Raw genomic sequence first — 20,813 nt, forward strand, 5'->3', positions numbered from 1 at the left:
CGCCGTTCCGGCGGGCGCCGGCGAGGCTTCGGCGCGTTTCAGCCGGCCTTCCCGGCCTTCCCCTTGCCGCTGTTGTGGAGGCTTAGCTCCTCCGAGACCTGCTCCCTCACCCTCCTCCTCGTGTGGGAGTCCTCCAGGGGCAGCTTGTCGAGGAGCCCCTCGGGGTTGAAGCGTATGTACCCCCTCTCGTGGGCCTTGAGTATCGCCTTGTACGCGACGTAGGAGGCCAGGGGGCCGGGGCCGGTTATGGCCTCCGCCAGCGCCTTCGCGAGCGAGTAGAGGGTCTTAAGCGTGCCATAGTCTTCCACCACAAGGCTCTCCCCCTCGCCGGTCTTGGCCGCCCTGGAGAGCTGGAGGAACTGGTTGGGGGAGAGGGTGACTACCACCATGCCCGCCTCGGGATCCCTCTCGGCCCTGGGCGGCTCCTGGGCCTCGACCTCCTCGCTGTCGACCTCCATGTAGGCCTCCGGGGGGTAGGCAGTGACTGGTATCCCCTCGTCAACCACGACTAGTACAACGTCCTCGCCGCCGCCCATGCCCTTGTAGAGGCTCCTCGCGAGCGCCCACACGAAGAGCTCCCCCTCGGGGTCGTCGACCCCCTCGAGGCCCTCGTCCTCCCGGTAGGGGATCCCGGCAAGCTCCTCCACGGCCTCATCCACTGCCACGCCGCCCGCCTGCTCCAGGGCCTCCGCTATCCTCGCCAGGCCGCCGAGGGCGGTTGCCGCGAGCCTGGCTAGCAGGAGGTAGATGCCCGCCCAGGAGGCCGCTATCAGGCCCACCGAAGCCTTCCAGCCCAGGATGTCCCTGAAGAGGGCCACGACCGGGACTACTAGGGCGACGACGGCCATGGTCGAGAGCAGGAGCTTCAGGCGGGCGTCAAGCCTCAGTACCGGCCACCCGACTGGAGCGTCGAGGGGCCTAGGCCATATATCGCTTTTGCAACGCGCCCCCCGGCGGGGGGTGCTAGAGGAACGCCTCCAAGCCGCGGGGGCGCAGCTCCACCTCAACTATCCTCCTGTTAAGGGGTAGGGCTACGTTGTACACGGGGACCCCGGCGACGAGCGCCCTCGGGGTGCCCTTGTGCGCGTGGCCGTGCACCGCCGCGTCGGGGCGCTTCTCCGCGACCACCCTCTCCATCCTGCTGCTGTACAGCTCCGGCCATATCCTGGGATCCTCGCCGCGGAGCGTCGCCCTCGCCAGCGCGTAGTGGCTGAGGAGCACCACCCTCCCCGCCTCCCTCCTCGCCTCGTCGATCAGCCTGGCTATGAGCTGGGGCCTCTCCCGGTACACCCTCTCCAGGTGGGGCTTGTGCCTCCTCTGCCACCTCGTCAGCCTGTCGAGCGCCCCCCGGGTGCCCACGACCGCCACCGCCTCGCCGCCGCAGTCGACAACGGTGTACTCGTCCTCCAGCCACTTGAACCCCGGCGTCCTCCTCTTGATCTCATCCATAACCTCCTCGTAGTCCTCATTACCCGGCACAGCGACGACCGGGATCCCGGGCCACTTCTCCCTCAGGAGGCTGGCGACGGGCTCCGCCGCGGCCGCCCTCCCCTTATCGACGAGGTCCCCAGCGAAGAGGACGGCGCACGGCTTGAAGCCCGCCCCCGCCAGGGCGCTCCTAAGGAGGCCGAGGTAGACGGGGGAGTGGACGTCCGCGAACGCAGCGAGCACCACCATGCCGGCCCCGCCCCTCCCGGGAGGCGCCGCGCTTGAAGGGGCCTCGGGGCTACAATGGCACCCCATCCCCCCGCGGGGGTCGGGCTGCCCATCGCTCTTCACTGGCCCCGTGCTAGCTGCTACCCCTCCCCGGCGCTCTTTAAGCCCGGGGGGCTAGATGAGGATCCTGCCCCTCACCTCCTCCGTGAGCTTCTCCGGGTCGAGCTTCAGCCTGCCGAAGGTCACTCTCCTGGCATCGACCTCGTGCCTGGTCTGGAACACTGCCTCCCCGGTTTCTAGGTCTACGTCTAGCAGCATGGCGGGCCAGTCGACTCCCTCCCCGTCTGTGAGCGCCGCGAGGATCCCCCGGAAGCCGCCGGTGTAGACCACGATGACCTCCCCGCCGAGGCGGCGCTGGAGCTGCCTCACGAGCCCCTGGTCCGGCGGCTCCGGGGAGTCCACGGCTACGCAGACCCCGCCGGGGTACCTCGACGCCGCGAGGACGGGGAGGCCGAGCGTGGACTCGGCCTCCCTCGCCAGCTTGCCGTCCACGGGCTCGCCCGTGAAGAGGCAGCTGCCCTGGACGGGGACGCGCCTCAGGTTCACCGCGACCTCCGCGCCCCGGAGGAATCGGGCGTAGTTCCTGCTCCTCAGCTCCCTCCTCGCCCTCCTGTCCCGCTCAGCCTTCGCCTCCGGCGAGGGGATGCTGTGGACCGTCGCAGCCGTCGCCCTCCTCATGTAGCCCGCCAGCTCCTCGCTCCCAACGACTACGACGTAGTCGGCGTCGAGCGCCCTGGCAAGGTCCGCCTTGAACTCGAGGGCCTGCCAGCCCTCCACCCAGCCGTCGGTGTCGACCACGACGACTCCGGCGTCGTGCCTCCTAGCCCTCTCGGCGAGGAGGGCGGTGGAGGAGATAATCCTCCCAGCCACGGGGCCGGGCTCGATGGAGCCGATGAACCTGAGATCCACCGGGTCGAGGCTCCTCAGCCAGGCGACCCAGCTGTCGGGGACGCCGAGGGCGACGAAGCCCGGGGGGCCAATGTCGGCCTGGCCTACGTCTGCGTCTATAACCGCCGGGATCAGGCCGCGGGCGAGCGCCCTGTTCGAGAGCATCGCCGCGAAGCTCGTCTTACCCGCGTCGACCGGGCCGACGACGACCCTGCAGGGCCCCCCGCAGCCCTCGATCACCGACTCAGCCGCCTCAAGCCACGAGTCGTAGTGGACCTCCCCCTCCACCGGCGCCTCCAGCCTGCCCTCCCCCGAGAGCGAGACCGTCACGCTGGAGGGCTCCAGAGCCTTCAGCAGGTAGCTCCTGTACTCGTCGACGTCAACCACGTCGCCCCGAACGAGCTCCGCCCCGAGGAGGCTGACCAAGCCGCCCTCAACCACGACGCGGGCGGGGCCGAAGACCCGGAGAGCCTCCCCCGCGTCGAGGTCAACCCTAACCCTCAAGCCGCCGGCACCCCCCGAGGCCCGGGGGTGTGGAGGCGCGGAGCTAAGGCGTTAACCCGGCCGCCGAGGCTAAGCTTAAGCCCCGGCCCCGCCCCAGCTAGAGAAGGGGCCCCTCCACGGCGGCCGCCCCGCGCCCCGCGTGGCGGGGGCTGCGGGTGAAGAGCTCGGCAGAGCCTAACCCCTCCACTCGCGGAGGGGTGATGGGGTGGGTCTTGAGTGCGTACCGCCCCCGTCCCGCGGGGATGGGGCGGCCGCCGGTGCGTGGGGACCCGGGAGGGGTTCAGAGCCGCTTCTCCCCGGCCTTCAGGAGCGCTGTTAGCGCGCCGGCCGCGGCGAGGGCCCAGGCTAGGCTCGCCGCGGCGTGGGGGTTGGCGAGGAGCCTGGCTAGGGCGATGTTGCCCAGAGTCCAGCCGGCCCCCATTGAGGCGTAGAGCATCGTGTACACCGCCGCCCTCGACTCGGGCGGCGCCCTCGCCGCTGAAGCCCTGAAGGCCGTCTCGTAGAACGCCATCGCCACGCCCCAGGCCAGCGACGCCGCGAGGGGGCTCGCCTGGAGGGCTAGGAGCGTGGTGGCGGCTGCGGAGGCGAGGGGTCCGAGGGCGAGCGTGGCCGCGGGGCTCCTGTCGTAGAGGACGCCTATGGGCAGCGCCGCGGCGGCGTCTGCGGCCATGGCGGCGGTGTAGAGGAGCGCCACCTCCCCCGCCGGGATCCCGAGGGTTGAGAGCCTGTAGGAGGCGAGCCCCCAGTGCATGAATGAAGCCATCCCCAGCCCCGCGGCGAGCGAGAGGCCAGCCGCCCACCCGGGCACCGCGGGCCGCCCGGGGCCCCCGGGGGGCCTGGAGACCCTGGGCTCCGGGTACCAGTGGTAGGCCGCCGCGAGCGAGGCGAGCGCCGCGGCGGCCGGGACCGCGAGGATGGTGAAGGCCAGCCTGTAGGATCCCGCCTTGACGAGCGCCGCCGCGACTATGAGGCCCCCGGCGAGCGCCCCCACCTGGTCGGCGGTCTCGTGGAGGCTGAAGATTAACCCCCTCCTCTCGGGGCCGAGGTCCTCCGCGACCGAGGCGAGTATGGCGTCCCTCGGCGCGGTCCTCACCCCCTTCCCCACCCTCTCCACGGTGTAGAGGGCGAAGGCCTCCCACCACCTTCCGGCGAGGGCGAGGAGAGGGACGGCGACGAGGTTCACGGTGTAGCCAGTGAACACGAGGAGCCAGTAGACCCCGGGCCTCCCGGACCTGTGGGCGAGGATCCCCCCCGCCACCCTGCCGGCGTAGGCTATCAAGTCCCCAACGCTCAGGGCGCCCGCCGCCAGGATCCCGGCGCCTAGGTACTCTAGAAACGGGCCCGAGACGCTCCTGGCGCCCTCGTACGTGGCGTCAGCGAAGAGGGATGTGAGCGAGAGCGCAGCGAACGCCGCCAGCGCCGCCCTCCGAGCCCTCCTACCCATGAACGGCGTACCCCCAGGCTTAAACGCCAGCCCCACCCATGACGCCTGGCTGGGCCTCGGAGCGGCGCAGCCCCTCTTTAAGCGGAGTTGCCGCGAGGCACTCCCGCTGCGACTCCAGGTCGAGGCGCGCCCCCGCCGGCTTCGCGAGCCGCTTAAGCCTTATTTGCCGGGGAGCCCCCGCGGCTGGGCATGGTTGAGTGGGTGGCTTAGCCTAGGCCTGAAGCTTTCAGGGGTGCCGGCTGTGGCTGCTTCAGCCCGTTTAACGCACAAGGCGGCTATGCGGAGAATGCTGTTCCTGGACGCCCTCGCAATAATCGCAGGCGTGGGCGGGGGGCTCGGCGCCGTAGTCCTCAGGAAGCTCATCGAGGTCTCGCGCGAGTTCTTCGTTGGCCACCTGGCCCCCGCGCTGGGGTCGCTCCTCCACAGCGAGATCCTGGCGCTCGTGTTCCTGCCAGCCATCGGAGGCCTCATCGTGGGCCCCCTCGTGCTCGCCCTGGCGCCGGAGGCTTGGGGGGAGGGGGTCCCGAAGGTCATAAAGGCCGTCATCCGCCATGGCGGGAGGATAAGGGCTAGAGTCGCGGCGGTGCAGGCGATAGCGTCATCGATAACGCTGGGATCCCAGGGGAGCGCCGGCAGGGAGGGGCCCATAGCCCAGATCGGAGCCTCGATAGGCTCGACCATCGGCCAGATCGCCGGGCTCAACGCCCACGAGATCAGGCTCCTCGTCGCCAGCGGCCTCTCCGCGGGCATAGCGGGCACCTTCAACGCCCCCCTCGGGGGCGCCCTCTTCGGGATGGAGATACTCCTCAGGGGCTTCGGCCCCTTCGACGCGGTGCCGGTCGTGCTAGCCTCAGTAGTGGGTGCCTCCACGACCTCCCTAATCCTCGGGCCGGAGCTGACGGTCGTGATCCCTTACATCCCCGCGTGGAGGCCCGTGGAGCTCCTGTTCTACATGCTCCACGGAGCCGTCATCGGGCTGATAGCTGTGGCATGGGTCAGGCTCTTCCACACGGTCTCAGAGTTCTTCTCCAAGCTGCCGGTGCCCCGGCCCGTGAAGCCCGCCCTCGGCGGCCTGGTGGCCGGGGTGTTCCTAGCCCTCTTCCCGGGCTACGGCATAGGGGCCAGCGGCTACGAGGGGGTTCAGAAGGCGCTGAACGGCTTCATACCCGCGGGCTTCATGGCGACGCTGGGCGTGGTTAAGATGGTGGCCACGGCGTTCACCGTCGGCAGCGGGGGCAGCGGCGGCGTCCTCGCCCCCAGCCTCTACATAGGCTCCATGTTCGGGGGCGCGCTGGGGGAGCTCTACGCCCGCATAGCCCCCGGCATAGTGACGGATAGGCTCGGCTACATCCTAGCCGGGATGGCTTCCCTCTTCGCGGGCGCCAGCCAGGCCCCCCTATGCATGATAGTCATGATCCCCGAGATATCCAGGAGCTACACCCTGATACCCCCAATCATGGCCTCGGTCGGCACAAGCTTCCTAGCATCATGGGTGTTCATGAAGGGCAGCTCGCTCTACACGCTCGGGCTGGAGAAGGAGGGCATCAAGGTGAGAATGTTCACATCCTACATACTCGACGCGGTCCGAGTAGGGGAGGTGATGACCAGGAGAGTAGTGACCATACGACACGACGCACCATTCACCCTCGTAGAGACCATGTTCGAGGAAAACCCCTACGGAGGATACCCCGTAGTCAACGACGCCGGGGAACTCGTTGGGATAATAACAAGGACCGACGTGGAGAGAGCAAGGAAAACCTACACCAGAGAAGAGCTAGCCAAGCTACGCGCAATAGACATAGCAACCAAGGACCTAGTAGTAGCATACCCCGACGAAACCATCAGGGAAGCACTAGAGAAAATGGAAGCCAGAGACATAGAGAGACTCCCAGTAGTCGAGAGAGGCAACGAGAAGAAGCTAATAGGAATCATAACCCTGAGAGACATCGCCAAAGCAATAAAATTAGCCATGGAGAGAGAAGAAGCACCCTAACATCCCCACAAGACCAACCCCAAATCCACCTCTTATTCACTTTAATTCTATCGCGGAGATACGAGTGAGAGTGAAGGGTTTGGGTTGTTCCTTGTTGTTACTTGATGGGGTTGGTTAGTAGCTCCGCTATGTAGGTGGCATGGTCTGCTATTCTCTCGACGTGTCGGGCGAATAGTGCTTGTATTGCGGTGTTTCTCGGTATGGGGTCTTGGTTTAGCTTCTTGAGTGACTCCTCGTAGTACTTGTCTATGTCCTTGTCCGCCTTCTCCACCTCGTTGGCGAGCCAGGTGTTCTCCTCTAGCAGCGCCTTGACTGCGTTGCTCGTCATTTCCCTGGCTTTCGCTAGGGCGTCGAGGTTGACGCCTGCCTCTCTGAGGGGGCCTGTGGCTTCGTCTAGCCTTGCTATCTCCCTGAGGTACCGTGCGATCCTGTAGAGGCTGTAGGATGTCCTGATGTAGCCCTCCGCCCTGGCTAGGTCCCTGCCTAGGGGCTGCCACCTGGCAATGTAGAGGAGTGACTCTATGGCGGTGTTCAGCCTAAGCTCCTCTATTAGGGCCAGCTTCTCGTCAACCGCGTCTAGGCTCAGCCTCCTCCCCGCCTTGATGGACTCTAGTATTTCCCCGAAGAACTCGTCCACGCGGGCGTGGAGCCTTGCTATGAGGTCCTTTATCCTCGCCTCGGCCTCCCGTGGCGTGGCCATCAGAGCTCACCCCTGAAGTACATGGCTGTGAGCTTGTGGGTCGGGTTAAGCGCTAGGTCCCTCGTCTTCCCGAACTCCACGAGCCTCCCCTCGTATATGAAGGCTGCGTAGTCGCTCACCCTGAGGGCCTGCTGGGGGGTGTGGGTTACGAGTATAACCGTCACCCCCTCCTCGACCGCTATCCTCCTGATGGACTCCTCGAGTTTCCTCGCGTTCTGCGGGTCGATGTTCGCGGTGGGCTCGTCTAGGAGGAGGAGCCTGGGCTTCAGCGCGAGCGCCCTGGCGAGGGCGAGCCTCTGCTGCTGGCCGCCGCTCAGCTTCGTCGGGGGGTCGCGGAGCCTGTCCTTGACCTCGTCCCAGAGCATTGCCTCCCTCAGCGCCCACTCGACGATCCTGTCTAGCTCCTCCCTGCTCTTCGCCAGGCCGTGGAGCCTCGGGCCTATGGCGACGTTGTCGTAGATGCTCATGTGGGGGAAGGGGTTGGGTGTCTGGAAGACCATCCCGATCATCCTCCTCACCCTGTAGGGGTTCGCCTTGTACACGTCGACCCCGCAGACGACTATGCGGCCCTCAACCCTGGCCCCCGGGACGTGGTCGAGCAGCCTGTTTATCGCCCTGAGCAGCGTGCTCTTCCCGCTCCCGCTGGGGCCCATCACGGCGAGCACGCTGCCAGGGGGCACCTTGAGGCTCACGTCCTTGAGGATCCTCCTCTCCTCGTACCAGACGCTGACCCCCTCCAGGGAGACACCGCAGGCCCTGCCCTGCACTAGAGCCTCACCTCCCTCACCGCCAGCCTAGCCGCGGCCTGGATGGCTAGGAGGATCAGGATGAGCACGAGCGCGGCCCCCCACGCGACCTGCCTCATGTTCTCGTAGGGAGCCATAGCGTAGTCGTAGATGAGGAGGGGGATGGCGTCCCCCGGCCCGAGGGGGTTCAGGTTCAGCTCCACCCTCGCCCTGCCGAGTGTGAAGAGGAGGGGGGCGGTCTCGCCGAGGGCCTTCGCGAGGCCGAGGATGAACCCGGTCATTATCCCCCTCCTCGCTATGGGGACGACCACCTTGAAGGCGGTCTGCGCCCTCGTCATCCCAATGGCGTAGCCTGCCTCCCTGTAGGTTGGGGGCACGCTCCTCAGGGCGCTCTCCACGTAGGTGGTGACGTAGGGCAGCATGACCAGGGCGAGGGCGAGGGACCCGGCTAGTATGGAGGGCTTCCCGAGGGGCACCACGAGCACTGCGTAGATGAACATGCCGACGAGCACCGTGGGCACCTCGAGCAGGCTCCTCGAGAGCACCCTCACGATCCTCCCCGGGATGCTGGAGGGGAACTCGACGGCGAGCAGTGCAGCCATGAACGCTGGGGGTATGCCTATGAGCGTGGAGAGCGCCGCTAGCTCCAGGCTCCCGGTGAGGCTCGTTAGGATCCCGTAGACCCTGTCGCCCGGCGGCGGCGGGGTCTCGGTGAAGAACTTCACCCCGGCCCTAGCTATGACGGAGCCGCCCCTCACCAGGGCCTCGGCTACGAGGTGGAGCAGCGGCAGCACCGCGGCCACCGCCAGGGCCAGCACTAGGGCCTTGGCGGCGTAGTCCATGGCCTCACGCCTGTCTACCCGCAATGCTCCTCACCCTATCCATCATCGACACTCCCAGCCAGTTGAGGGCGAGGCCTAGCACGAGCAGGATGAGGCCGCCCGCGAAGAGGACCTCGGTCATCAGCGGGTAGTAGGGGGCGTTGCCGAACTGGTTCGCTATCAGCGCCGAGATCGTGTAGGCGGGGGCGAGGAGGCAGTGCGTCAGGGAGAAGCTGTTGCCGACGACGAGGGAGACCGCAACCGTCTCACCCGCGGCCCTCCCGAAGCCCAGGAGGGCGGCCGAGACTATGGCCGGCTTCACCATGCCGAGCATGAGCCTCACGTACTGGTACCACGCGGCGCTCACGGAGAGGGCGGCCTCCTTGAGGTGCCAGGGTATCATCCTGTAGGCCTCCCTCACCAGGGCGAACATGTACGGGGTCACCATGAAGCCGAGGAGTATCCCAGCGGTTAGGAGGCACTCGCCGCTGAGGGGCCTGCAGGAGAAGAGCGGCAGGAAACCGAGCTTCTCGTGGAGGGGCTTGTACAGGTGCTCCCTCAGGAAGGGGGCTAGGACGTCGACGCCCCACAAGCCGAACACCACCGTGGGCATGCCGGCGGCCGCGTCGCTCAGGAAGACGAGCGCGTCCCTGAGCCTCGCAGGCGCCAGCTCCTCCACCGCTACGACGAGGGAGAGGCTGAGGGGGACTGCGACGGCTAGCGCTATGCCCGCGGAGACCACGGTGCCGTAGATCGCTGCGAGCAGGCCGTACTCTCCGGGGCCCGACTCGCTGGGCTTCCACACGTTCCTAGTGATCAGGCCTAAGCCGTAGTGCCTCAACGCGGGCGCCGCCTTCCAGAGGATAACCGCTACCAGCAGGAGGAGGGCGGCTAGGATAAAGTAGGCGAACGGGACTAGGGTGTAGTAGTAGAGGCGGTCCTCCCGCGGGGCGGCGCTCACCCGCCACACCCCGGGGGGTTACTCCCGGGCTACCCCTTCGCTTTAATCAGGTCTAGCGCCTTGAGGTTGAACTGGCGCACGTTCTCCGGTATCGGGATGTAGCCCTCCACGATGTTTCCCTCGCTCTGGCCCACGGTGTTAATGTACTCTATGAACTTCTTGATGGCCTCGACCTTCTCCTTGGGGTACTCGGTCCAGAATATTAGGAACGTCTGCCCCGCTATCGGATACGCCTCTGGGTCGGAGGAGTAGACCATGTAGTCCAGGAACCCGCTGAAGTCGTCCAGGGGGCTGTCGGGGAGCTTGGCGGCCGCCGCAGCCCTCTGGATGGCCTCCCTCGTCGGCAGCACGAAGTTGCCCGCGGCGTTCTGGATCGCCGCCATGGGGAGGCCGGCGTTGATGGCGTAGGACCACTCGACGTAGCCTATGCTGTAGGGGGTCGACTTGAGTATGCTGGCGACGCCCTCGTTGCCCTTGCCTCCCACGCCCCTGCCCGTGGCGTCGACGGGCCAGTCAACGGTCTTACCCACTAGGTCCTCGGGCCACACGTCGGGGGCCACCTTGTGGAGGAAGAACGTGAATATGTTGGTCGTCCCGCTAGCGTCGGACCTGTGCACGGCCACTATCTCCTCGTGGGGGAGCTTGACGGCGGGGTTCAGCTGCGCGATCGCGGGGTCGTCCCAGTACTGGATCTCCCCCTTGTAGATGCGGGCCAGCACCTCGCCCGTGAAGTTGAGGCTTACGTCGCCGATCTCTGGAATGTTGTACACAACCACCACTGCCCCCAGGATCACCGGCATCTGTATGACCTTACCCTGGTACTGCTGCCAGAGGTCGTGGGGTAGCGGGGGGTCGCTGGCGCCGAAGTCCTTAAGCCCCTTGATGAAGTTTGAGACCCCGGCGCCGCTGCCGACGCTCTCGTACTCCACGATCAGCCACGGGTACTGGGACTTGATCTGGTCGGCCCAGGCGTACATCTGCGGCGCGATGAAGGAGGAGCCGGAGCCGGTTATCGTCACCTTCTCGTGGGTGCCGCCGGCCTGAGCGGTGGTTGTAGTCGTGGTTGCTGCCTGGGTGGTGGTTGCCGTGGCCGTGGTCGTGGCGGTGGAGCCGCCCGAGGAGAAGAGTCCGGCCGCGGCGGCAGCCAGCACTATCAGGATGACCGCCGCCACTCCGCCTATGATCAGGGTCCTCTGGTCCAATGCATCCACCAAGCCCTCCGGGGCCCGGCGGGTTGGCTTAAATGATGCTTGTACTAGTTTTATTAGCGTTTAAGTAGCTACTTAGGAGTGTAAGGAGTAGTACTTGGGTGCTAGTAGTGGAGGGGAGCGGCGCCCCCGGGAGGCTCTCGGAGAGGAGCGTCATACAGGTCGGGGACTCCGCCCTCGCCGTGACCCTGCCGAGCTGGTGGGCGAGGCTCCACGGGTTGAGGGCTAGGATGAAGGTCGGCGTCGAGGTTATGGCCGACGGCTCGCTGAGGATAGTCCCGAAGGGCGCCGGCGCCAAGGGCCCCCTCTCCAGGGTTATCCGCGTCGGCGAGGAGGCAAGCGAGGGCAGCGTGGTCAGGGAGGTTGTAGCCTCCTACCTGGCCGGCTTCACGAGGATCAGGGTCGAGTACCCGCCGAGCCTCTACCGGAGGATCTCCTCCCTCAGGCCCGTGCTCGAGGAGACCATGCTGGGCTTCACCCTGGTCGAGGAGGGCCTGGGGTACATGGAGTTCTACGTCACCGTCGACCCGGGCTTCATAAGCTTCTGGGAGGCGGTGGGTAGGGCGTTCAAGGCTACGCTCTCCATGCTCAGGGACGCCATCAACGCCGCCGAGCTGGGGAGCGTGGAGTCGCTCAAGGGCATCCCGGAGAGGGACGTGCTGGTCGACAGGCTCTACCTCTACGCCGGCAGGATGGTTAACAGGGTCCTCCTAGGCCTCGAGCCCTTCCAGACCCTGGGCCTGAGGAGCCTGGCGGAGGCGCCGTTCCTAGTCATGGCGGTTAAGAGCATTGAGAGGGTTGCAGACCACACCGCCCTCATAGCCGAGAACTCCGCCAGGCTCCTATCCGCGGGGCGGGGGATCCCGGGCGAGGTGCTTTCGATGGTGAAGGAGTCGTGTAAAGCCTTCGAGACCTCCGGGAGGGCGCTGATCAGCATGAGCAGGAAGGCTGCTGAGAAGGCTGCGGAGATTATAGACAAGTACCAGGCCAGGGGGATGCCGGGCGCCACTAGCCCCCTGCCCGAGGCGGCTCTAATAATCGACTCCGCCAGGAGGATCCTGGCCTACAGCCTGGACATAGCGGAGATCGTGATCGACCTGGAGAGCATAAGGCAGGCCATGGGATCCCTGCCAGCGCGCGGTAAAGAGTAGCCGGGGCGGCGGGGAGGCCCCGCGGGGTGGTGGTGCGCTAGCTGCCCCCTAGCCTCTTGTGTATCGGGAGCTCCTCCGGCTCGTAGTCGGAGAGCTTGCCCTCGATGAAGTCCTGGTAGCCCTGGAGGTCTAGGAGGCCGTGGCCGCTGAAGTTGAACGCTATGACTATCCTCTTACCCTCCTCCCTCGCCTTGATCGCCAGGTCTATCACGGCCTTCACGGCGTGGGCGGTCTCCGGGGCCGGCACTATGCCCTCTAGCCTGGCGAAGAGGGAGGCGGCGGCGAAGACCTCAGTCTGGTGGTAGGCCACGGGCTCGACTATGCCGTGGTTCACGAGTATGCTCAGCGTCGGCGCTACGCCGTGGTACCTCAGGCCGCCGGCGTGTATGGGGGGCACCTTGTACTCGTGGCCTACCGTGTGCATCTTGAGGAGGGGGGTTAGGCCCGCGCTGTCGCCGTAGTCGTAAGTGTAGGCTCCCCGCGTCATTGAGGGGCTCGCCCTCGGCTCGACGGCTATGAACCTGGAGTCGCTCGACCCCTTGAGCCTGTCCCTCACGAAGGGGTAGGTGAAGCCGGCGAAGTTGCTGCCGCCCCCCACGCAGCCAACGAATACGTCGGGGTAGACGCCTGCCTCGTCGAGCTGCTTCCTTGCCTCTAGGCCTATGACTGTCTGGTGGAGGAGGACGTGGTTGAGCACGCTCCCGAGGCTGTACCTGGCCTTCTCGTCGGAGAGGACGTCCTCTATCGCCTCGCTAATCGCTATCCCGAGGCTCCCGGGGTGCTCGGGGTCCTCGGCGAGGAACCTCCTCCCCACGCTGGTCCTGTCGCTGGGGCTGGGGTACACCTCGGCGCCGTAGAGCTGCATGAGCGTGCGCCTGTACGGCTTCTGCTTGTAGCTGCTCCGCGTCATGTATACCCTGACCTTCAAGTCGAAGTAGGCCCCGGCGATGGCTAGGGCTGAGCCCCACTGGCCCGCCCCAGTCTCGGTTACCAGCCTCTCAATCCCCTGCTCCTTGTTGTAGTAGGCCTGGGCCAGCGCGGTGTTGACCTTATGGCTCCCCGTAGGCGTGACGCCCTCGTACTTGTAGTAGATCTCAGCCGGGGTGCCGAGGTACTCCTCGAGCCTCCTGGCCCTGAAGAGGGGCGTAGGCCTCCTAGCAAGGGCGACGTAGGCCTCGCGGACCTTCGGGGGTATGCTGATGAACCTCTCCATGGAGGTCTCCTGCCTCACAAGCTCCCGGGCGAATATCCTCTCGAGGCTCGCCGGGTCGACGGGCTCGCCCGTGCGCGGGTCAAGCGGCGGAGGCACCCGCTCCGGCAGATCCGGGAGGATGTTGTACCACTCGGTAGGAACCTCCGAGGGGGAGAGGTCGAACCTCAGGGAGTCTAACGCCATTGGTGCTCCATCAACCCCACCAGGAGGGGCCGGGAAGAGCAGCCCACTGCCTAATAAGGATTACCCCCGCCCATGCACCGCTCCCCTCCCCCCGGGGCCACGGCGGTCGAGGAGCGTTAGCCTCCGTGGGCGGGCCTCGGCTTGCTGCATTCCCCTTGGGGGATTCCATATATTGCGGCCCTTATGCTTGCGGGGCCCTGCCTCTGGGGTCAGCCTTCGGTGGTGCGCTGGGGTTGCGGTTGAGTGCTGGGCCGGCGTACTCTCTAGCGGTCTTCACCTACATGTTCAACGTTGGCAGCGTGGGGTTCTGGCTCCCCCTCTACGCTCGCGGGCTCAGCTTCAGCTACACCGAGGTCACGGGGCTCGCGGCCGTCTACTTCACCGTGCTCCTAGCCGCTGTGCCAGCCGCGGGGGTGCTGGCTGACGTCACCGGCAAGCCCAGGGGGTTCACTGTGGCCGGCATGGCCCTCTTGGGGGCCGCGTCGGTCGAGCTGGCCCACGCCACCTCCTTCCCCGCCCTCGCGGCCCTGAGGGGCCTTCAAGCCCTTGGCTCCGCCATGGCGTTCCCAGTCTCGGTGGGGGCCCTCACGAGGATCTTCGGGGTCGGGGAGGGGGTCAAGCTCTCCGCCGCCCTCCAGGGCGCGGGCATGGCGTTCGGAGCCTTCGTCGCCGGGGTTCTATACGAGCACGCCGGCTGGCCGGCCGTGGCCTACTCCTACGCCGCCCTGGCCCTGGCCACGGCTGCGGTTGTAGCGGCCTCGGAGCCTCCACCACGGGCCCCAAGGCCTGTCGGGGTCAGGGGGGTCTTGGAGGCCCTGAGGAAGGCCCCGCTGGGCGTTAAGGCTGTGCTAGCCGTCCTCGTGGCGAGGAACACCTTCGCCACGGGGGCTTTCAGCGTGCTCTCCATCATATTCTCCAGGATGGTGGGCCTCCCAACGCTCCTCACCGGCGTGGCGCTAGCCGTGAACCCCGCCGTTCAAGCACTCTCCGCAGGCCCCTCCTCGAGGATAGCTCGCAGGAGGGAGGTTACGGCGTACTCCCTCGGCATAGCCCTCACGGGTGTCACGATGTACCTGTACTCGGCCGCCTCCGGGGTTGCGGATGCCGTTGCCGCCCAGGCGCTCCAGGGCTTCTCCTACGCCCTCATCAACGTCTCGGCTAACAGGTACATAATATCGAGGATGCCGGCTGAGGCGAGGTACACCGCGGCCAGCCTGTTCCCCCTAGCATTCAACGGGGGGTGGATCACGGGGAACCTAATCGCGGGCCCCTTCATGGACGCGCTGGGAGTTAGGGCCTGGCTTCACGTAGCTGGCGCCGGCTGCCTCCTCCTCGGCTTAACATCGCTCGCCGCGCTGCGGGCCGTAGAGGCCCGGGCGCGCCTCCCGGTGAAGCACCAGCCCTGGAGGGCAGAGCCGTGTGGGAGTTAGGATAGGAGTTAAAGAGGTGCAGGCGCGGCTAGATACCCTTCAGGAGCCGCCCCCACGCCTTAACGGCCTAACGGGTGTGGGGGCTCCGGGCGCCGCGGGCGCCTTCGAGGGGTGGCTTCAAGGTTTGAGGGTAGGCTTCGTCTCCAGGTACCCCCCCGTGCACTGCGGGGTGGGAGAGTATACCCGGATGCTGGCGGGGAGCCTTAGGAGCGTGGCGCCCCACCTGAGGGTCGTGGTTTACTCGACGTACGAGGCCGGGAGGGAGCCCTACGAGGACCGGGCGCACGGGGTGACGGTTAGGCCCTCCTACGAGAGGCTCTCCGGCGACTTCACGGGGGTCCTCGACGCGCTGGCCGAGGACGGGGGAGTTGAAGTCCTCCACGTCCAGCACGAGTACGGCATTCAGGGGGCGAGCGAGTCCCTCGTGGAGGCGCTGCTCGAGGCTAAGAGGGAGAGGCTCGCCAGGCTGGTGGCCATCACGATGCACACGGTCTACCACCCCCTCAGCGGTATGGATGAGGCCCTCAGGTTCCAGAGGCTCATAGGCGAGCTGGACCTGGTGGTGGTTCACAGCCACCTCCAGGAGTACGAGCTACAAGTCCAGGGGGTGCCCCCCTGGAAGATCCACCGGGTCCCCCATGGGACCCTGATAAACGAGTACCTAGGCTACCCGCGGGGGGTTCTGCTCAAGAGCCTGGCGGAGGAGGTTGGCCTCGACCCCGGCAGGCTTAGGGGCATGACTCTAGCCATCCCCGGCTTCCTCAGGCCCGATAAGGGCCTCGACGTCCTCGCCGAGGCTCTGAAGAAGCTGGAGCCCGGGTGGGCTACCGTCGTCGTGGCCGGGGAGGTCCGGAGCGGGGAGACCGTTAAAGCGCTGGAGGGCCTGGAGTCCCTGGTCCTGATAGAGAGGTACCTGAGCCACGACCAGATCTTGAAGCTAGCCGCGCTCGCCGATGCCGTGCTCCTCCCCTACAGGGACAAGCCCGGGGCGTACGCGGTGAGCGGGATCCTGCACCTGAGCATGGGGAGCCTGAAGCCCATCATAGGCACGAGGGTCCCCAGGCTATTCGAGCTGTACCAGCTAGCCCCCGGCCTCACCGTCCCCCCGAGGGATCCCGACTCGCTAGCCTGGATCCTCAGGTGGCTCAGGGAGAACTACGACCAAGCCTCATCCTTCATGTCGAGCGTCTACGCCTACGCGGCGAAGACCCAGTGGCCCAGGGTGGCGAGGAGGCACCTGAGCATCTACCGGGCCCTACTCGAGGGCTGGAGGCACGGGAGCCTGGCCCACACGGGCTTCTACGACTGGTGAGGCCCCGCTGACTTAATTACCGCCCGCCGAAGGGCCTGCCCCCAGCGCCGCGGGGCCGGGAGAGGGTGATGAAGGGCTTCAAGGCGGCTTTCACGGCTGCGCTCGCCGTGTTCACCCTAGGCTTCATCGCCGGGCTCTCGGAGCCCAGCGAGTGGGTCGTGGAGCTGGTTCAAAGGGAGGTGGCGGGGAGGGTTGCGCTCTCCTTCTGGCCGATCTACGCCCACAACCTGAAGGCCGCCGGCTTGATCTACCTGGCCTCAATCCTGTACGTAGGCCTGGCGCTCGTGCTGGTGAACGGCTACATCGCGGGGGCTGTCGCGGCGGTCGCGCTGGGGAGGGGGCTGACCCCGCTCCAGGTGGCCGCCGCGCTCGCTCCACACGGGGTCTTCGAGGTGCCCGCGCTCCTAGCCTCCTCGGCGGCGGGGATGGTGACGGTGGACTACCTGAGCAGAGGGTTGAGGGGGGCGGCTAGGCTCGCCCTCACGCTCGCAGCGGTAGCGGCGCTGCTCGCGGTCGCGGCGTTCGTGGAAGCCTACGTGACGCCCCTCGTCATGGGGCTCGCGGGGGCTGGCGCCTCCCTCCAGGGCTAGGGGGACTCGAGCCCCAGCCTCCTAGAGGCGTTCAGGAACGCCAGCCCCACCAGCCTGTCGCCGGTGACGTAGGCTATGACGTCGTCGTCAACCATTATGGCCTCCTCCGCCTCCTCCCTCCCAAAGTGCACGTAGATAGTGTCCGAGACCCTGTCGTACTCTATCCACACCTCCCTCAGGTTGGCCACCCTCAAGCCGCCCAGCCTATCCAGGGCTTCCTCGAAGTCCCTGAGCCTGTCCTCTCCGCTCAAGCCGGGGATCCCCTCCAGGGGCCGCTGGGGCGGCGCTTGCCGGGCGTTAAGTGCTACCGCCACGCATCGGCGGGGACCATGGAAAGATATATATAGCATTACTATATGTGTTGAGTCAAGATATGTGGTGACGGTGGTGGGCGCCTCCGAGTGGACAGCGAGGAGGGCCTGGGTCGTTATAGCTCTGTGGGTAGTCGTGGCGCTGCTCTCCGCCCCGCTAGCGTCGAAGCTGAACGACGTCGTGGTGACCGAGGAGAGGGGCATGCTCCCCGAGAACGTGGAGAGCATCAAGGCCCAGGAGGCCATCGCCAGGGTCAACGGCGGGGCGAGCGCGGAGCCGAGCGCGATAATAGTGGTTGACGGCGTCGAGGTTGGGCCAGACCTCTACTTCGAGATAGCGGGTGACTGGGGCAAGGTCAGGTGGGGCGGGGCGAACCACACCAGCTGGGTCGACGTGGCGGGCGCCGTGTACTCCAAGGCGCTCGAGGGCTACCTCCAGGCGGTCAACGGCACGGTGGCGGCGCTCGAGGGCTACAGGGCCCTCTGGCTCGCCACGCTCAACGCCACGAGCCAGCTCCGGGAGCTCGCCGGGCTGGTTAACGCCACTGCATCCCTGGCTGCGAGGGCTGACGAGGCCTACGCCGGCTACTACCAGGCCCTCGCGGGCCTCGCGAGCGCCACGCCCCAGCTCCTCAACGCCCTCCAGGGCGCGGTGCTCCTCTGCGGCGACGTCTCCAGGCTCTACGCCTCCACGCTCTTCGACGTGGTGAGGGCGGAGTTCCTCCTGGAGAACGCTACTAGGGCGTACGAGGAGGGGGTGCTCACCGACGACGATGTCGCGAGGGTGGTGGAGGCGTCCAACCTAACCGAGCTCGGGATCCCGCCCCTGAGCCCCGACCTGGTGAGGGCGGTCTTCAACTACACCACTAGCATCGGGGGGCCCGGAGCGTTCAACAACACCCACGCAGCCCGCCTGGCGGGCTTGATACTCGAGGAGAGCCCGGTCCTGCCCGCCGAGGCTAAGAGCTACGTCGGCCTGCTAGCAGCAGCTGCCTCGGAGAGGCTAGCCGGGATCCCGGACCTGAGGGGCCTCCCGGCCCAGGGCCCGCAGGGCGTGGCTGAGCTCTACAGGGTCGTGTGGAGCGTCGTGGCGGATGCCAGGCTCGACGCCATAGAGAGGTACGGGGCGGCGCTCGCGGAGGAGCGGGGATCCCCCCTGGTCGCGCTGGCCTACGAGGAGCTGGCGGCGAGGAACTGTAGCAGCGGCGCGGTGGCCGAAGCGCTCAGGGCTGCGTACGCGAGGTACCTGGAGTCCACCGGGATCCCGCCCCTGGCAGCCGAGGCGCTTGCAGCCGCGGCGGCCCAGGGCAACGCCTCTAGGGAGGTAGCGGCGAGGGCCGCGCTCGCCACGGTCGCCGCCGGGGCAGCCGCCCAGGGCGCCCCCGGCTTCCTCGTCGAGGCGCTCAACTCCACCAGGGCGGTCGAGGTGCTACTCGAGCTCGACCCCAACGCCTCGGGGGCTATCGCCGGGGATCCCCGGCTGGCGCTGGAGGCTGCCGCTAGGATCCTCGAGCCGCTCGCGGGCCAGTGGGGCGTCAGCCCCGAGGTGATTAGGAGCCTGGCCGCCGGCGGGGACCCCGAGGAGCTGGCAGTCGAGCTGGTCGCGTCGAGGGCCCCCGCCGAGGCGAGGCCGCTGCTCGACTACTTCAAGGCCAACGGCGTCCCGGAGGGTGAGGACGAGTTCCTCGAGGCGGCGAGGCAGGTGCTGGCCAGCCAGCTAGCCGGGCAGCTCGCCCAAGCCGGGATCCCGGCGAGCGCCGCGGGAGCCGTGGTGGACGCGGCGCTGCGCGTATACCGGGGTGAGTCCACCCCCGAAGCGGAGGCCTCCAGGCTAGCCGCCGAGGCCCTCAAGGCGGCGTGGCCGAGCCTGGAGGAGGAGCTTAGGGGCGTCCTAGTCTCACGCGACGGGAGGGCGTTCCTAGTCCTCCTATTCAACGCCGGCTACGAGGACGCGGAGAGGGTCAAGGCCGACATCAGGAGCCTCTTCGAGTCCCACGGCTACACCGTCGACGTGAAGGCGACGGGCGGGGTGGTTACGGAGAAGCAGATGAGGGAGGCCGCCCTGGAGGACGTGGAGAGGAGCGACAGGTACAGCATGATCCTGGTGCTCGTGATCCTCGCCCTAATCCTGGAGAGCGTGGTGGCGGTGCTCCTGCCCTTCACCGGCATAGGGCTCGGCCTAGCGGCCGCCCTAGGCCTCGCCTACGTCCTCGCCAAGGACGGAGCGATCACTGTGACGAGCATGTCTAGGACCATAATGTTCTCGACGGGCCTCGGCCTCGGGATAGACTACGCCACCTTCATAGCCAGGAGGTTTAGGGAGGAGCTTGCGGTGAGGAGGGACCCGAGGCTCGCTGCAGCCGCCGCCCTCAGGGCCAGCGCTAGGCCCGTGCTCGCCGGCGCCGCCACCGCGGCGATAGGCTTCGGGAGCCTCGGCCTCGCCTGGGACTTCCCCTTCCTCAGGAGCATCGGGGAGAGCGTGCCCCTAGCCATAGCCCTCGTCGTCGCGGCGAGCCTCACGTTCATCCCAGCCCTCCTCGCCCTCGTGGGCGGCTCCAGGATCCTCTGGTGGCCAAGGCACCCCTCCAACGGCGGGGGCTCCAGGGCCCAGCGGCGGCCCGGGGCGCTCGGCGCTCTCGCCACGAGGGGCGCCCCGGTGCTGGTGGCGCTCGTGCTCGTAGCTCTAGTGCCGGCGGTCTACGTGCACGCGGGCTTCAAGGGGAGCCACGACCTGACGATCATGATGCCCGAGGGCGTGGAGAGCCTCGAGGGGCTCAGGCTCATAAACGAGAGGTTCGACCCCGGCGTGGTCTACCCCATCTACGTGGTCCCCTCGAGCCCCGGCAAGGCTGGGGAGGTAGCGGAGGCCCTCAAGGGCCTCAGCTGCATATCCAGGGTTGAGGTCTACAACGCCAGCGGCGGGGCCTACGTAGTCGCAGTGCCCTCGGTGAACCCGCTCTCCTCGGAGGGCGTCGAGTGCGCGAGGCAGGCCAGACGGGCCGCACACAGCGTCGACCCGGGAAGCCTCGTGGGCGGGATGGCGGCGGTCAACCTTGACCTCGAGGAGCTGCTGAACGAGAGGTTCTACCACAGGGTCCTCCCCGCGGCGGTGAGCCTGATGTTCGCCTCGATGCTCCTAGCCTACGGCGGCGTCGCCGTCGCGCTGGCAGCCGTCGCAGCCGTGGCGATCGCGGCGGAGTACTCGATAGCCCTCACCATCTACTACTTCCAGAGCGTGGAGGGATCCCCGGTGCCCTGGTACCTGCCGATAACAGTGTTCACCGCCATACTGGGCGTTGGGATGGACTACAACAGCTTCTCCATAAGCAGGGCGGCCGAGGAGTGCCTGCGCGAGTGCAGCAGGGAGGCGGTTGCGAGGGCCGTCTCCAGGGCGGCTAGGCTGGTGCTCGGCCTGGCGGCCATAATGGCTGGAGCCTACGGTGGCCTGGTCCTCAGCAAGACGCCGGGCCTCAGGATGACGGGGGCGTCGCTGGCGCTGGGAGTGATCTTTGCGGGGATACTGGCGGGGGTAGCATTAACCCCGGCCCTCATAGCGTTAATGGGCAGGGGAGCGTGGTGGCCGTGGGGGCCGAAGGCGGAGGTGGAGGAAGCCGGGTGAACGTGGCGTGCGACCCCGTCAGG

17 protein-coding genes are annotated in these 20,813 nt (G+C 67.1%); 6 read left to right on the forward strand and 11 right to left on the reverse strand.

Going from position 1 to position 20,813, the window contains the following annotated elements; genetic code table 11:
- Positions 1-38: 38 nt before the first annotated feature.
- From ACYQ3J_RS05940 to ACYQ3J_RS05955, 4 genes are all read right to left on the reverse strand, one after another.
- Entirely contained in the window at positions 39-848 is an 810-nt protein-coding gene (locus ACYQ3J_RS05940) for a class II aldolase/adducin head domain-containing protein (RefSeq protein WP_460125791.1), read from the reverse strand.
- Between the two features lie 115 nt (positions 849-963).
- Positions 964-1,677: a metallophosphoesterase family protein gene (locus ACYQ3J_RS05945; protein ID WP_460125793.1), complete on the reverse strand. Its 714-nt coding sequence runs from the start codon at positions 1,675-1,677 to the stop codon at positions 964-966.
- Between the two features lie 153 nt (positions 1,678-1,830).
- Positions 1,831-3,108 carry a Clp1/GlmU family protein gene (locus tag ACYQ3J_RS05950; protein WP_460125795.1) on the reverse strand — a complete coding sequence of 426 codons (1,278 nt, stop codon included), beginning with the start codon at positions 3,106-3,108 and terminating at the stop codon, positions 1,831-1,833.
- Between the two features lie 280 nt (positions 3,109-3,388).
- Entirely contained in the window at positions 3,389-4,552 is a 1,164-nt protein-coding gene (locus tag ACYQ3J_RS05955) for an MFS transporter (RefSeq protein WP_460125797.1), read from the reverse strand.
- Positions 4,553-4,745: 193 nt separating this feature from the next.
- Between ACYQ3J_RS05955 and ACYQ3J_RS05960 the strand changes: the two genes are divergently transcribed.
- Positions 4,746-6,545: a chloride channel protein gene (locus tag ACYQ3J_RS05960; protein WP_460125799.1), complete on the forward strand. Its 1,800-nt coding sequence runs from the start codon at positions 4,746-4,748 to the stop codon at positions 6,543-6,545.
- A gap of 97 nt (positions 6,546-6,642) precedes the next feature.
- On the opposite strand, the gene ACYQ3J_RS05965 is transcribed toward ACYQ3J_RS05960, so the two are convergent.
- Genes ACYQ3J_RS05965 through pstS form a run of 5 tightly spaced genes read right to left on the reverse strand, consistent with a single transcriptional unit; the run spans position 6,643 to position 10,984 of the window.
- Positions 6,643-7,245: a phosphate signaling complex PhoU family protein gene (locus ACYQ3J_RS05965; RefSeq protein ID WP_460125801.1), complete on the reverse strand. Its 603-nt coding sequence runs from the start codon at positions 7,243-7,245 to the stop codon at positions 6,643-6,645.
- Positions 7,245-8,012, reverse strand: a complete 768-nt coding sequence (locus tag ACYQ3J_RS05970; protein WP_460125803.1) for a phosphate ABC transporter ATP-binding protein — start codon at positions 8,010-8,012, stop codon at positions 7,245-7,247. Before ACYQ3J_RS05970 ends, ACYQ3J_RS05965 begins: the two co-directional genes overlap by 1 nt.
- A complete protein-coding gene (pstA, locus tag ACYQ3J_RS05975; protein WP_460125805.1) occupies positions 8,012-8,857 on the reverse strand; it encodes a phosphate ABC transporter permease PstA in 846 nt (281 codons plus the stop codon). Before pstA ends, ACYQ3J_RS05970 begins: the two co-directional genes overlap by 1 nt.
- On the reverse strand, positions 8,838-9,773 hold the full coding sequence (gene pstC, locus ACYQ3J_RS05980; RefSeq protein ID WP_460125807.1) for a phosphate ABC transporter permease subunit PstC: 936 nt from the start codon (positions 9,771-9,773) through the stop codon (positions 8,838-8,840). The genes pstA and pstC overlap by 20 nt, the downstream gene beginning before the upstream one ends.
- A 29-nt stretch (positions 9,774-9,802) precedes the next feature.
- A complete protein-coding gene (gene pstS / locus ACYQ3J_RS05985; RefSeq protein WP_460125809.1) occupies positions 9,803-10,984 on the reverse strand; it encodes a phosphate ABC transporter substrate-binding protein PstS in 1,182 nt (393 codons plus the stop codon).
- Positions 10,985-11,091: 107 nt separating this feature from the next.
- Between pstS and ACYQ3J_RS05990 the strand changes: the two genes are divergently transcribed.
- The gene (locus ACYQ3J_RS05990) at positions 11,092-12,132 is read left to right on the forward strand and encodes a PhoU domain-containing protein (RefSeq protein WP_460125811.1); all 1,041 of its coding nucleotides are present in this window, start codon (positions 11,092-11,094) and stop codon (positions 12,130-12,132) included.
- A 37-nt stretch (positions 12,133-12,169) separates the two neighbouring features.
- On the opposite strand, the gene ACYQ3J_RS05995 is transcribed toward ACYQ3J_RS05990, so the two are convergent.
- Positions 12,170-13,528 carry a TrpB-like pyridoxal phosphate-dependent enzyme gene (locus ACYQ3J_RS05995; RefSeq protein WP_460125813.1) on the reverse strand — a complete coding sequence of 453 codons (1,359 nt, stop codon included), beginning with the start codon at positions 13,526-13,528 and terminating at the stop codon, positions 12,170-12,172.
- A gap of 233 nt (positions 13,529-13,761) precedes the next feature.
- Here ACYQ3J_RS05995 and ACYQ3J_RS06000 point away from each other — a divergent pair, with 233 nt between their 5' ends.
- The 3 genes from ACYQ3J_RS06000 to ACYQ3J_RS06010 all read left to right on the forward strand — a co-directional run bounded on the left by ACYQ3J_RS06000 (position 13,762) and on the right by ACYQ3J_RS06010 (position 16,860).
- Positions 13,762-14,958, forward strand: a complete 1,197-nt coding sequence (locus ACYQ3J_RS06000) for an MFS transporter (protein ID WP_460125815.1) — start codon at positions 13,762-13,764, stop codon at positions 14,956-14,958.
- A gap of 124 nt (positions 14,959-15,082) precedes the next feature.
- The gene (locus tag ACYQ3J_RS06005; RefSeq protein WP_460125817.1) at positions 15,083-16,270 is read left to right on the forward strand and encodes a glycosyltransferase; all 1,188 of its coding nucleotides are present in this window, start codon (positions 15,083-15,085) and stop codon (positions 16,268-16,270) included.
- A gap of 68 nt (positions 16,271-16,338) precedes the next feature.
- Positions 16,339-16,860, forward strand: coding sequence for a stage II sporulation protein M (locus ACYQ3J_RS06010; protein ID WP_460125819.1), 522 nt, complete (start codon positions 16,339-16,341; stop codon positions 16,858-16,860).
- On the opposite strand, the gene ACYQ3J_RS06015 is transcribed toward ACYQ3J_RS06010, so the two are convergent.
- Positions 16,857-17,111, reverse strand: a complete 255-nt coding sequence (locus tag ACYQ3J_RS06015; RefSeq protein ID WP_460125821.1) for a DUF2283 domain-containing protein — start codon at positions 17,109-17,111, stop codon at positions 16,857-16,859. The two genes, ACYQ3J_RS06010 and ACYQ3J_RS06015, sit on opposite strands and share 4 nt — an antisense overlap.
- Positions 17,112-17,235: 124 nt before the next feature.
- Between ACYQ3J_RS06015 and ACYQ3J_RS06020 the strand changes: the two genes are divergently transcribed.
- Entirely contained in the window at positions 17,236-20,790 is a 3,555-nt protein-coding gene (locus tag ACYQ3J_RS06020; protein ID WP_460125823.1) for an MMPL family transporter, read from the forward strand.
- Positions 20,791-20,813: the final 23 nt, after the last annotated feature.

The organism is Stetteria hydrogenophila, from assembly GCF_054657575.1.

Bases quoted from the DNA above. Each gene is read 5' to 3' on its own strand.
- ACYQ3J_RS05995 (WP_460125813.1), bottom strand. From the start codon at position 13,528: ATGGCGTTAGACTCCCTGAGGTTCGACCTCTCCCCCTCGGAGGTTCCT.
- ACYQ3J_RS05940 (WP_460125791.1), bottom strand. From the start codon at position 848: ATGGCCGTCGTCGCCCTAGTAGTCCCGGTCGTGGCCCTCTTCAGGGAC.
- ACYQ3J_RS05945 (WP_460125793.1), bottom strand. From the start codon at position 1,677: ATGGTGGTGCTCGCTGCGTTCGCGGACGTCCACTCCCCCGTCTACCTC.
- ACYQ3J_RS06010 (WP_460125819.1), top strand. From the start codon at position 16,339: ATGAAGGGCTTCAAGGCGGCTTTCACGGCTGCGCTCGCCGTGTTCACC.
- ACYQ3J_RS05955 (WP_460125797.1), bottom strand. From the start codon at position 4,552: ATGGGTAGGAGGGCTCGGAGGGCGGCGCTGGCGGCGTTCGCTGCGCTC.
- ACYQ3J_RS05965 (WP_460125801.1), bottom strand. From the start codon at position 7,245: ATGGCCACGCCACGGGAGGCCGAGGCGAGGATAAAGGACCTCATAGCA.